We start from the raw sequence: 12,847 nt of genomic DNA on the forward strand, positions 1-12,847 counted from the left end.
GCAGCTACAAGGAGGCGGCGTGACCGCACTCGGATCCCGCGCACACGATCCGCGCCTGATCGACACCACGTCCCGACTCGTCGAGTTCCTCCGTGAGCTCGCGACCGTCCGACGGGATCAGGTGCTCGACGTCGCGGACTATCCCGAGGTGCACTGGCTGGCGGACCTGCCCGAGCAGACGACGCGGCGCCCCGACGCTGCCGCCGGTGAGATCGTCCTATCGTTCGACTCTCCGGTCTCCGAGCCGCCGCCCGATCTGCCTGCACGCCTGGAGGGCTGGGTCGATCGGCAGGAGATCGCCGATGCCGAGCTCGAAGCGCCGGCCCTCAAGCCGAGTGGGCCGGTCCAGGTCGTCGAGGTCGGGTCCTACGGAGACCGCACGCCGCGCACCGAGACACGCGACCTCGACGACGTACCGGAGATCCGTTCGGCGTACGACTGGTGGCTGCTGGAGTGGCAGGCCTGGGCGACCGGTGAGCGCCTGATCCTCGCTCAGCGGCGCTGGCACCGCAGCATGCTCGCCGTGGTCAACCTGCTCTCCCAGCGTGAGGACGAGTTCGAGTTCGTCCTCGCCACCGGCCTGCTCAGCTGGGCCGCACCCGACGGCACGCGTGTCCGCAACCACCTGCTCGGCACCCGGGTCAACGTCGTACTCGACGCGCAGACCCAACGCATCGACGTCCTGCTCGAGGCCGGGGTGACCCGGATCCAGGACCGCGCGCTGCTCGAGGGAGTCGCCGGTTTCGAGTCCGCGCGGGCGAACTGGGTCCGGGAGCGGGTCCGTGCCGGCGAGGGCGTGGGGCTTCAGGAGTCCGTGACGGACGTCCTCAAGGACTGGTGCGACCGGGCGCTGGACCACGGCGCGATCTACCGCGACGAGTGGTCGGCGGAGCAGGCCTCGGCGACCGCTGAGGTGCGGTTGGCGCCGGCGCTCGTACTCCGCGCACGTGACCGGGCTTCGCTGATCGACTACTACGACCGGATGCTGGCAGCACTGTCCGGGCCGGACGCGCAGGCTCCGCTGGGACTGGCCCAGCTCGTCACCTCGCTCGAGCCCGACGAACGGATGGGGTTCCTGGAAGATCAGGGCGCGACGTCGGGCGCTGCCCTGGGAGCCGACCCGCTGTTCCCGCTGGCAGCGAACCCCGAGCAGCGGCAGATCATGACCCGCCTGCGCGGGGACAACGGCGTCGTCGTGCAGGGGCCGCCGGGTACCGGCAAGACGCACACGATCGCCAACCTGGTCGCCGCGCTGCTCGCGCAGGGACAACGGGTCCTGGTCACCAGCCAGAAGGCCCAGGCACTGCGGGTGTTGCGGGAGAAGCTGCCGAAGGATGTCGCCAAGCTGTGCATCTCGATCACCGACCAACGGCGCGGTGGTTCCGCCGAACTCGAGGGCAGCGTTCAGGCGCTCTCCAGTCGCTTCGAAAAGTACTCCGCTGAAAAGTACGAGCGAGAACTCGGGCAGCTCCGACAACGCCGTGCGGACGCACGGCGCGAGGAGGCCACCCTCGTCGAGCGCATCCGATCCCTCCGTGAGGCAGAGACGTACCAACACGACGAGATCGCGCCCGCTTACCGCGGGCGGCTGGCGGACATCGCCGAGCGGCTCAAGCGGGAAGCTCCGGCCTGCGACTGGATGCCGGTGCCACTTCCTGCGCGAGCGTCGGGCACGCCACCGATCAACGCCACCGAGTCGGCCGAGCTCGTCCGGCTGCTGGCCGACGAGACCGCACAACGCAGGGCTCGTACCTCCCAACTGCTTCCGGAGGTAACCACACTGCCGCCGGTGGAGACTGTGCGAGGGCTCGTCGCCGCCGAAGCCGCGGCGACGGACAGTGCCCGGCAGGCCGAGACTGACCTGTCCCGGCGGTTGGCGGCGTGCTCGCTGGACCTGCTGGCGCGGCTGGAGGAAACGGCCGGCGCGGTAGCCGCCGCTCTGGACCACCTCGATCTGTCCGACGACCCGGGCTTGTGGGAACAGTCGGACTGGGTCGTCCGGGCTGTCACGAGTGGACTCGCACAGCAGGAAATGTTCATCTGGGAACAGCTCCACGCGCACCAACCCCGCGTCGAGGAAGCCCGCTCTGCGATGCGCACACTCGGGCTCCGACGGGTGGCGCTTCCTCCGTTCGCCCCTTCGGGAGACGAGAGCGAAGCCAGTCAGTTGGCCGCGGCCCTTCGGTTGCGCGACTACCTGGCCGGTGGCGGCAAGCTGAAACGAGGACTGTTCAAACCCGCCGTCCAGCGTCAGGCCGAACCACTGCTTACGGGTGCCCTCGTGGACGGTGTGTCCCCGACGACCGTCGAACTGCTGAGCATCGTCATCGCCGAGCTCGAAGGCCGCGCGGCTTGCGCGGAGCTGTCACACGGCTGGCGGCTCGTCGGGGTGGACATTCCTGTCGACCAGCCAGTGCCCGCCGTGGTGGGCAGGATCAGCGATCAGTACGCCCGGCTGGACCTGGTCATGCAGGTGTGGGCCGGGGTCCGGCAGGCCACCGAACTGCTGGCTGCCGCGATGATCCCGGTCCGTCTGGCAACGCCATCGAGGTGGCGGGAGTACGTCGTCGCCTTGCGCGCCGTCCGCCTTCGCTTGGAGGCCGACCACGCGAGCTCCGAACTGCAGACCCTGCGGGAGCGGCTGGACCTCGAGGTCGCCAAGGGAATGGCGCCGCCCGAACTGGTGGCCGCTGTCGTGGCCCTGGCCGGGCGCGACATCGAGGCGTACGGGCAGTGTGTGGCGGCATTGGCGACCGCTCACCTGGAGCTCCGGGAGCAGTCGCGGTGTGACGACCTGCACGAACGCCTCAACGCCGTCCACCCTGCTCTGGCCACCAGGATGAGCCGGACCCGAACCGACGAGGAATGGCCGGAACGCCTGGCCAACTGGGACCGGGCGTGGGCATGGGGGAAGGCGCAGACGTTCTTCACCGCGCAGCGTCAGCCTGGATTGGAACGCCAACTCGACGGCATACTGGAGGCAGCGACCCAGCAGGTGTTGAACGTCAGTGCCAAGCTCGCGGCTGAGCAGGCGTGGAGCATCTGCCTGTCGCGGATGACGTCCCACCATGCTCAGGCGCTGCGGTCGTACCAGCAGCACATGAAGGACTTCGGCGGAGGGACGGGGCGTTACGCGTCGCGCTTCAGGCGCCTTGCGCGAGAGGCGATGGCGGAGGCGGCGCCGGCGGTGCCGGCTTGGATCATGCCTCTGCGCCAGGTGCTGGAGACCATGCCGCCCACACGTGACTCGTTCGACGTGGTGATCGTGGACGAGGCCAGTCAGGCCAGCATCGAGGCGTTGTTCCTGCTCTGGCTCGCACCGCGAGTCATCGTGGTCGGTGACGACAAGCAGTGTGCTCCGTCCGTTGTGTCACACGGTGAGTTGCAGCCGTTGTTCGACAAGTTGGGGACCTACCTGCCCGACGTGCCTGGCTACCTGCGGGACGCGTTCACACCGAACTCGAGTCTGTTCGACCTGCTCGGCACTCGCTTCGGCTCGGTGATCCGGTTGCGCGAGCACTTCCGGTGCATGCCGGAGATCATCGAGTACTCCTCCCGCCAGTTTTACCCCGACGAGCCGCTCGTCCCGTTGCGCCAGTTCGGCGCCGACCGGCTGCCACCGCTCCAGGTCGTCCACGCGCCCGGAGCGAGCACCGACGGGACCGGGGTCCGGATTCGGAACGAGACCGAGGCGGCGGAGATCGTCAATCAGATCGTCGCCTGCCTGGACGACCCGGCGTACGAGGGCAAGACGTTCGGAGTAGTCGTTCTGCAGGGGAGTGGTCAGGCCCAACTGATCCAGAACCTGCTTCTGGAACGAATCGCCACAACGGAATGGGACCAGCGCAAGCTGCGGGTCGGCACCCCGCCGGACTTCCAGGGTGACGAGCGGGATGTCATCTTCTTGTCAATGGTGATCGCGGAGAAGCGGTCGGCGATCACGAAGCTGGAGTTCCAGCGTCGGTTCAACGTCGCGGCGTCCAGAGCGAAGGACCAGATGTGGCTGTTCCACTCGGTGAGTCCCGACATCTTGTCGCCGACCGACCTGCGCAAGTCGCTGTTGACGTACATGCTGAACCCGCCCGCCCCGTTCGCGGCTTCCACGCTCGACGACGTGGTCGCGGACGTGCCCTATGGCCCGCCGTTCGATTCGGTCTTCGAGCAGCGGGTCTTCCTGCGGATCCGCGAGCGCGGTTACCACGTGACCCCGCAGGTGGAGGTCAACGGTCGGCGCATCGACCTCGTCGTCAGTGGTGCGAAAGGCCGGCTTGCGGTCGAGTGCGACGGCGACCACTGGCACACCTCCCCGGAGGACCGGGAGAACGACCTCGACCGGGAGCGGGAGCTGAAGCGCGCCGGCTGGAAGTTCTGGCGGGTACGAGAGAGCGAGTTCTACTTCGACCCTGACGCGGCGCTCACGACCCTGTGGGACGAACTCGACCGGCGTGGGATTCATCCCGGTGAGGCGCTGAAGGAGCAGACCGAAGTTCCCACGTCGTCATGGTCGGCCGTGCGGCTGCCCGAGGACGAGGACGGGTCCCCTGGGGACGACGCTGAGAGTCAGGACGAGGAACTGCCGCCGCCGGTGGCGCCCTCTCCTACCGAGACCAGGACGCGCCAACGGACCGGCACCTCGGCCGGCGGCAAGCGCAAGGCTTTCCCGACGGCGCCTGTCGAGTTGCGGCTGGTCGAGCAGATTGCGCTGCCGGTGGACGTGCCCGACATCGAACCCGACTTCGACAGTGCGAGAAACGACCTTCCGCTCACTCCGGGACGGACCGCGCCCGGATACAGCCGCTCGGAACTGCAGGCACTTCTGCGCTGGGTGGCAGGAGATGGGCAGCGGCGTTCAGAGGATGACCTTCTGGCCACCGCTGCCGACGTTCTCAACAGCCCGAGTCCTCGCGACCAGGTCCGGACGCTGCTCCGTTCAGCCCTCCGCCACATGCTGCGCAACTAACTCCACCCCACTGAGCCCGGAAAGGATGACCTGTGGAGACGAACGTTCGTACACCGCTGGATGTCTTCACCCTGCCCCAGCATCTGGTGATTCCGCTGTTCCAGCGCCCGTACGTGTGGGACGAGTCCGAGCAGTGGTTGCCACTGTGGCAGGACGTGCGCAGGCTCGCTGATCTCCGCATCAGTGAACCCTTCGCCTCGGCCACCCACTTTCTGGGCGCCGTGGTGGTGCAGGCGCAGGACAACCAGACCGGAAACCTCCCAGCCCGCAACGTGATCGACGGGCAGCAGCGGCTCACGACGCTGCAGCTGTTGATGGACGCCGCCGGCTCGGTGCTGGAGGAGGCTGGGCTGGATGCCCTGTCGGGCCAGTTGGAGGTGCTGACCCACAACCTCGGGATGTACGTGACCGGCGGTGCGACGAGGTTGAAGGTGCGGCACAGCAACCGGGACAGGGCCGCGTTCGACGAGGTGATGAACGCCGAACCCCCGGTCGATCACGACGCGCTCAAACACTCCGGATCCTTGCTGGCACGCGCCCACCGGTTCTTCGTGCGCATGGTCGGCGACTGGCTGGGCGAGGACGCCAGCCAACCGACGTACGCATACCGTGCCGAGATCTTGGTTCAGGTGTTGACCAGAGGCCTGCAACTGGTGGTCATCGACCTGCAGGCGCAGGAGAACTCCCAGGAGATCTTCGAGACGCTGAACGCCCGGGGTACTCCACTGACTGCCGCGGACCTGGTGAAGAACTTCGTCTTCCAGCGACTGGAGAGTGAAGGTGTCGACACTCGTCGCGCCTATGCCGAGGACTGGCCCTTCGAGTCGAAGTTCTGGGAAACCGAGATCAGTGTCGGGCGGTACAACGTCTCTCGCAGTTCTCTGTTTCTCAACCAGTGGCTGGTCTCCCGCGTGGGTGAAGAGATCAGCCCGAAGTCGACCTTCTCCCGGTTCAAGCATTTCGTGGACCACGAGTGTGGTCAGAAGATGAGTGAGGTTCTTGTTCTACTCAAGCAACAAGCAAACCTCTACCAACGGTGGACGGTTACCGCCTCCGAACCGGACCGGTCGCTGACGCCGACCGAGATGGCCGTCTACCGGATGGGAGCCACCGGCCTCGAGTTGTTGAAGCCGATCCTGATCTGGCTGCACGACCCGGAGCGTTCGATCCCCACGGCCGCGGCGAACGAAGTGATCGCGGCCACCGAGAGCTGGGTGATTCGCCGACAGCTGCTGCGGCTGCCGTCAGCCGACCTCGGCCGCATCGTCGCGGACCTGATCCGCACGCATCGATCCGCCCCCGCCGCGGAACTCCCTCTGCGGGTACGCACGCACCTCACGCGCCTGGCATCCGCGAGCACCTACTGGCCGGGAGATGAAGAGATCCGCTCGGCGATGCTGACCGAGAACGCCTATCGGCGGTTTCCTAGGAGCCGGTTGCGGATGCTGCTCGAAGCGGTCGAGGATCGACTGCGCGACGTCTACAAGTACCCGCCAGTGCCACGGCGCGGGTACCCGATCGAGCACGTGCTGCCGCAGAAGTGGGAGACGAACTGGCAGGTCGAAGGCCTGGAAGCCCAGATCAACCGGGGCGCTCATGTGCACCGACTCGGCAACCTCACGCTCGTGACGGACGGCTTGAACGTCGCGATCTCCAACAGCGCCTGGACTCTCAAGCGTGAGAAGCTGGCCACGTACGACGTCTTCCTGATGAACAGGCACTTTCGGAACGCCACCGAGGTGTGGGACGAGGACACTATCGACGCCCGTACCCACATCATCATCGACGCGCTGCTGAAAACGTGGCCGGTTCCCGAAGGGCACCTCGGTCAGGTCGTCCATGCAGCGGACACCGACCAGGGATGGGTGGAGATCAAGCATCTGGTCGCCGCCGGACTCTTGACGCCGGGCACCCGACTGCTTCCCCGTCCCGGGTCCTGGGCGCCCACGGAGGCAGTGATCAGCGAGGACGGGACGCTCAAGGTCGACGGGAATGTGTTCCAGACGCCATCCGGCGCCGGCAGGCATGTCAAGGGTGCGGTGACCAACGGATGGACGTTCTGGCGACTCGATGACGGGCGCAAGCTCGCAGACGTACGAGCTGTCTATCGCGGCGCGAAGCCGGAGCAGGACAAGGCCCGTCCGGCCTTCGACTGGTCTCGCCTGCACGCGATCCTCGAGGCGTTGCCCGAAGGCAACTGGACGGCATACGGCGACCTGGCCGACGCTGTGGGAACGGCGCCGCAGCCGCTGGGCAACCACATCACCACCTGCCCGCAGTGTGCCAATGCGCACCGAGTCCTGACCCACGACGGCCAAGTGGCCGAGGCGTTCAGGTGGGCAGACCCCGGCGACCACCGCGATCCCGTGGAGATGTTGCGAGCGGAAGGCGTCCCGTTCACTGCAGGCAAAGCCGATCCCGGCAAGCGGCTCAACAGCGACGACCTCACCGGCCTCGTAGCCGAACACTGAGACCTGGCGTTTCTCGGAGGAGGGGGAGGTCGAGGTGGACGAGGCGGCCAGTGCCCTGCTGGCTCGGATCGGTTCGTTGCGCCAGCACCAGATCAAGGGGAAGAGGTCGCCACACAAGCCGCTGCTGGTACTCCTCGCCCTCGGGCAGATGGCGGCGACCGGGTCGAGTGAAGTTCCGTGGTCGCTGGCGGAGCAGAAGCTGGCGGAGCTGATCACCGAGTTCGGTACGCCGCGGCGCACTGGCGCGGCGCAAGGTGCGGCCTACCCCTTCACTCGCCTACAAGCGGACGGGATCTGGGTGCTTGACCGCGACGTCCCGATGGACCAGATCGGTCCGCTGCGGCAGCACCAGGTCACGGGGCGGTTGGAGCGGTCCTTCGAGGATCTGCTGCGTGCCCGCCCGGCTCTCCTGGAAGAGGCGGCGAGGAGGCTGGTGACCAGCCAGTTCCCGGATACGGTCGCGCCCGACGTCCTCGTGGCTGTCGGGCTGGATCCGGACCTCCTCCATGCGTGGCGGGAAGCGGACGACACTGGTCGCGGGACTGCCGCGCTGCGGCGACGCAGCCAGGTGTGGAGAACGTCCGTTCTGCAGGCCTGGGATCGGCAGTGTGCGTTCTGCGGGTTCGACGGCCAGATCGGGGGTGCCACGGTCGGCATCGATGCCGCGCACGTGCGCTGGTTCGCCTTCGACGGGCCCGACTCGCTGGACAACGGGCTGGCGCTGTGCACGCTGCACCACAAGCTGTTCGACCTCGGTGCCGTCGGGCTCACGGCCGAGCTGACGATCCAGGTGTCGACCATGTTCACAGCCCGTACGGGCACAGGCAGACAGGTCTACGAACTGCACGGGCGGGAACTTGCGAGGCGGCCGGGAACGGCTCCACCTGCTCACGCACACGTGACCTGGCATACCACGCAGGTCTTCAAGGGCAAGCCCCTCACCGTCTGACCTGCCACTCCGAGCCCCGGGCAGTCGGACCCGTTGGTGAACTGAAATGACAGCTGCGATGCTCACATCGCCCGCGGGCTCGACACCATCGACAGCAGTCCTGCGAAACCAACCGCCGCTACCGTCGGTAGGTGTACGGTAACTCTCGGCCGCGCGCCGGGATCCCTGTGAAGGAGAAGATCTGATCCGGTGGTGAAGGTGCCACGCAACCCGGAGGACCGTCGTGTCCGCCAGGCCCTCCCGCAACTGGCATGAGCCAGACATCATCGGAGTGGCCCCGCATCGGTGTTGTCACCGAGGCCATGGCGGAGCTGACTCGTCTCGCGTCTCACCTCGCGGCGCGGCGGCACCTTGCCTTCTACGGCACTGGATTCGTGCCCCCGGATCTCGTCCGTGCTCCGAGCCGAGTACGCGCCGTGCTGGGCCGGCGGAGCCTGCCACCGGGTGTCGAGCCACACGTGGCTCGCTCGTTCGCTCCTGTCCAGGAGGTCCTCGGGACGATCGCACCCGGCCGGCTGGGGCGAGCCCGTCAGTGGTTCATGGATCGTCGATCCGGCGAACTGGGTCGACGAGCCGGCCGCGAGCTGGAACGAGCTCCAACGGACGCGCTGGTCATCTCACACGGGGCGGCCCTCGAGGCCTTCCGGCACGACTGCCCGGCCCTGCGCGTGCTCAACATGCCAAGCGTTCATCCGCGATTCCGTACCGCGACGATCGAGGCGGAGATCGAGCGCTGTCCGGACCTGGCGCCGAGCATGACGGCAGACCTTCCGCCGCATGGGCGGCTGGCCCGCTTCGACGAGGAGTTCGAACTGGCTGACCTCGTCCTGGTGCCGTCTCGATTTGCCGCGCACACTCTGGAGGAGTACGGGGTTCCGAGCGGAAAGATCGTCGTCGTGCCCTATGGGGCGCATCTCGCGGAGTGCGCGAACGACCCGAAGGAGGTGTCCGAGAGACTCGAGATTCTCTACGTTGGCCGGATCACGCAGAGCAAGGGTCTCTCCTATCTCCTCGATGCGCATGCGCGTCTGCGCACGGGAAGTGCCGGCCTTTCCGTGGTCGGTGGCACGGCGGCGCAGGCGCGACTCTTCTCGAGGTACGGTCGCGGGTGGGTTCACCGTGCGGCCGTACCCCGCTCGCAGGTTTCCGGCTATTTCCGATCAGCCGACGTGTTCGTGTTGCCCAGTTTGTTCGAGGGCATGAGCCTGAGTGTGCTGGAGGCGATGGGGCACGGGCTGCCGGTGATCGTGACGCCTGCCTCGGGGGCGGCCGACCTGGTCACCGACGGGGTCGAAGGGTTCGTAGTGCCTGAGCGCCGTCCGGACGTACTCGCCGACCGGCTTCGCCAACTGGCCGATGATCCCGTCAGGCGTTCGGGCATGGGGCGCGCTGCCCGGCGGCGTGCCGAGGCTTTCACGTGGCAGACCTACGCTGAGACCACGTTCGCAGCCGTAGTGAAGGTACTGGCGTCCCACGCCTGAGGGTTCGTGCACGAAGTGCGGTGTCGCTTGGTGCATCCGCAAGGGTGAACGCGGGAGGCGCCATCGCCGGTGCTACCTCGCCGGAACTGCCGCCACCGCGTGTTGCCAAGCCGAGGAGTTGAGCGCCTCGACGTAGGTACTTTCCGCTGCTCTTTCCGTCAGATCCAAGCTGCCGGGGCCGGGAATTCTGGTCTCCCCCGCCGGGACCACCTGGGCGTCGGCAAAGCCGCACTCCAGAAGAAGTCGGCAGAGTGAGCGGCCGTCGTACATCCACAGATGATGCCGGTTGCCGGCCACCAAGTAACGAAGTCTCTGCTGGAGCGTCCTCGGATTCGAGGACGCCAGGACGGTCTGCTCCACAAAGGAGTCGGCATCACACCGGGACAGATACTGCTGGACGATGAGGCCCAGGTCCGGAACCGCTATCCGAATGATTCCGTCAGCCTGCAGAACACGTCGGGCCTCTGTGAGGAACGTGCGCGCTTCCCAGGGCTCGAGGTGTTCGAGCATATGTGATGTGTACAGCACCTCGACCGAGCCGTCCGGTAGCGGTATTCTGCGGGTCGCGTCGGCATACTCTATGTGAGCCTTCTTGCAGAATTCGACGAACTCGTTCTGGTGCTTGTCGGTGAGGCCGGTCGCCACGAGCAGGCGCGCCAGCAAAGGTACTTTGGCGAGCCGCAGGCTGAGGGAGTTGTCGAAGTTCTTCCAGCCGGGAGTGGGTGACGACCCACATCCTATGTTCACTCTCATTCTCGACCTCTGGCCTGTAGCGCCTTCTCATCGGCCGATCCACCTGCCGTCGCGATGCCGACCCAGGGCAGACCGTAGTTGCACTCGTTCCCAAGTCCGGCATGTCGCAAACAGGGCGTTTCCGCAGTTCGTCACCTGGGTAGGCGTCCGCCCGCGATCGACCCGCGCACTTCGGTTCGGACTGCCCACATCGGCGCGGAGAACGTGCGTCCGCCGTGGCTCCTTCAAGGCGCTCACCGCGACAGAGATCTCGGTGGGGAAGGGCTTTACATGCGAGTACTCGTCTTGTGGAACCAGCTGACCGGCTACATGAAGGCCACGCTCGAGTGCCTGGCAGAGCAGCCCGAGGTGGAGTTGCACGTCGTGGCGTTTCCATCCGCCACCGACGCGCCCTTCAGTGCTTCGGAGGCCCGTCCCGGGAAAGCCAGCTACTACACATTCACCGACGATCTCGATGTGGGTGCGATCCACGACGACATCGATCCGGACGCGTTGATCGTGTGCGGCTGGTCCACGTCCGCCTACCGGCGGCTCGCCAGAAGATCACGTGCGCTGCGGATTCTCTATATGGACAACCAGTGGCTGGGGACGGCCAAACAACGCGCCGGCGTCATCGTCAGCCGGTGGTACTTGGGGCCGGCCTACGACGTGGCCCTTGTGCCGGGCGAACGGCAGGCACACTTCGCGCGGCTGCTGGGTTTCCGCGAAGACGACATCTGGCGTGGGGGCCTTTCCGGTGATTACCACGCGTTTGCCGCGCGTCCAGGACAGGTCTCAGCTTCACGCCGGGAATTCCTCTACGTTGGTCGCCTCCATGACTACAAAGGTGTGGGGGTGCTCGCGGAGGCGTTCCGCAGATACTCCTCCCTCGTACCCGATCCCTGGGATCTCACCGTTTGCGGTACGGGACCCATGCAGAAGGTCTTCGAGCAGATGCCGGGAGTGCGCCACCTCGGTTTCGTCCAACCGTCGAACCTGCCGGACATAGTCCAGGGCTCAGGTGCATTCGTCATGCCCAGTACGTTCGAGCCCTGGGGTGTGGTCATCCATGAAGCCTGCGCGGCGGGCCTGCCGGTCATCTGCACACCAGCGTGTGGTGCCGCAGCCGCCCTTGTCGAGGACCACTGGAACGGCTACCTGGTCGAGCCAGGCTCTGCCCAGAGCCTGTGCGAGGCGATGCTCAGGATGCACTGTCTGCCAGACGTCGAACGTCGGCGCATGGGTGACAACAGCGCATTGCTGGCACGAAGGTTCACCCCCGACCGGTGGGCAGCGACGCTTGTGAGCCGGATCGACCGACGCCTGCCCGGCGGGTCCGCCGCGTCTCCTCACAGACCGAGACGACGCGTCGGAAGGGGTTCCTCCATCGCGTAGATGTCGACCCCGAAATCGCGGAGCATGCTGCTCATGTCTCGTCGCTCCGGCGCCGGGATCCGGTGGTCGCGCTTCTTGTGACCGTACTCGGGGCTCGCCATCTGGCTCGGCCTGTCCAGGCTCCGGACGGCACGGCCGAGATCGAAGTGGGGGTACGCCGCGGCCGCGGCCGCCAGTGCCCGCTCGGGTTCGGTCACGAGTTCTTCGTAGTAGACGGTGGTTCTCAGCGTCTCGTCGGCCAGTTCACGAGTTGCGAGGGCATTGTCGGCGATCCACAACAAGGTCAACCATCGACTGGGCGGGCTGGACCGGGGAGCCACGTCGTCGGCATCCACACCCAGTGCTGCCGCGGCGGGTGGAACCACATGCGCCCATGGCCATGAACCCCAGTCGGCCTTCAGCATGGACGAAACCACGGCCGCAGGGTGCCGCACCATGTATCGCACGGCGACGTCGGGAAACTGATTCTCGACCCAGCCGAGCATCCGGGCGGCGCGCACCTCCTTGACCACCAGGCGTTTGGTCTGTCGCAGATCACGAAAAGAAGTCTGCGCTGTGGTCCATTTCGACAGGTGCCGGCCCTCGAACAGTCCACCCATCAGGGCACGCATGGCCGGAGCATCCTCGGTGGGCGAGATCCTTGGATACCCGTGCACTGGGACGATCGGATTGGCGACAGGCGACATCCTGGGGTGGAGCGGTTCGAAGATGGGTTGTGCACCCAGTCCCGCGATCAACGCCTCCATCAGGGCAGTCGTGCCGCTGCGTCCGGACCCGACCAGGAAGAGCACGTCGGACAACGCGGCCGGACGCAGTACGGACTCGCCCATGGCCAGGCCGGCGTTGTAGGTACGACGTA

At 66.6% G+C, this 12,847-nt stretch carries 7 protein-coding genes; 5 read left to right on the forward strand and 2 right to left on the reverse strand.

The window, feature by feature from the left end:
- Nucleotides 1-19: 19 nt before the first annotated feature.
- The 4 genes from F4554_RS01750 to F4554_RS01765 all read left to right on the forward strand — a co-directional run bounded on the left by F4554_RS01750 (nucleotide 20) and on the right by F4554_RS01765 (nucleotide 9,861).
- Entirely contained in the window at nucleotides 20-4,960 is a 4,941-nt protein-coding gene (locus tag F4554_RS01750) for an AAA domain-containing protein (protein WP_179785737.1), read from the forward strand.
- A gap of 86 nt (nucleotides 4,961-5,046) precedes the next feature.
- Nucleotides 5,047-7,431 carry a GmrSD restriction endonuclease domain-containing protein gene (locus F4554_RS01755; RefSeq protein WP_337796285.1) on the forward strand — a complete coding sequence of 795 codons (2,385 nt, stop codon included), beginning with the start codon at nucleotides 5,047-5,049 and terminating at the stop codon, nucleotides 7,429-7,431.
- 34 nt (nucleotides 7,432-7,465) lie between these two features.
- Nucleotides 7,466-8,380: a phosphorothioated DNA-binding restriction endonuclease gene (locus tag F4554_RS01760; protein WP_202889100.1), complete on the forward strand. Its 915-nt coding sequence runs from the start codon at nucleotides 7,466-7,468 to the stop codon at nucleotides 8,378-8,380.
- Nucleotides 8,381-8,919: 539 nt separating this feature from the next.
- Nucleotides 8,920-9,861 carry a glycosyltransferase family 4 protein gene (locus tag F4554_RS01765; RefSeq protein WP_179785739.1) on the forward strand — a complete coding sequence of 314 codons (942 nt, stop codon included), beginning with the start codon at nucleotides 8,920-8,922 and terminating at the stop codon, nucleotides 9,859-9,861.
- Nucleotides 9,862-9,933: 72 nt separating this feature from the next.
- On the opposite strand, the gene F4554_RS01770 is transcribed toward F4554_RS01765, so the two are convergent.
- Nucleotides 9,934-10,614 (reverse strand): class I SAM-dependent methyltransferase, encoded by a 681-nt coding sequence (locus tag F4554_RS01770; protein WP_179785740.1) that lies wholly within the window; start codon nucleotides 10,612-10,614, stop codon nucleotides 9,934-9,936.
- A 270-nt stretch (nucleotides 10,615-10,884) separates the two neighbouring features.
- Here F4554_RS01770 and F4554_RS01775 point away from each other — a divergent pair, with 270 nt between their 5' ends.
- Entirely contained in the window at nucleotides 10,885-11,988 is a 1,104-nt protein-coding gene (locus tag F4554_RS01775) for a glycosyltransferase family 4 protein (protein WP_179785741.1), read from the forward strand.
- Here the strand turns inward: F4554_RS01775 and F4554_RS01780 are convergent.
- Nucleotides 11,943-12,818, reverse strand: coding sequence for a sulfotransferase (locus F4554_RS01780; protein ID WP_179785742.1), 876 nt, complete (start codon nucleotides 12,816-12,818; stop codon nucleotides 11,943-11,945). The two genes, F4554_RS01775 and F4554_RS01780, sit on opposite strands and share 46 nt — an antisense overlap.
- Nucleotides 12,819-12,847 lie beyond the last annotated feature (29 nt).

This window comes from Actinopolymorpha rutila (assembly GCF_013407855.1).
GTDB lineage: Bacteria > Actinomycetota > Actinomycetes > Propionibacteriales > Actinopolymorphaceae > Actinopolymorpha > Actinopolymorpha rutila.

Coding starts and splice junctions, on each gene's coding strand:
- F4554_RS01775 (WP_179785741.1), top strand. CDS start 10,885: ATGCGAGTACTCGTCTTGTGGAACCAGCTGACCGGCTACATGAAGGCC.
- F4554_RS01780 (WP_179785742.1), bottom strand. CDS start 12,818: ATGGGCGAGTCCGTACTGCGTCCGGCCGCGTTGTCCGACGTGCTCTTC.
- F4554_RS01770 (WP_179785740.1), bottom strand. CDS start 10,614: ATGAGAGTGAACATAGGATGTGGGTCGTCACCCACTCCCGGCTGGAAG.
- F4554_RS01765 (WP_179785739.1), top strand. CDS start 8,920: ATGGATCGTCGATCCGGCGAACTGGGTCGACGAGCCGGCCGCGAGCTG.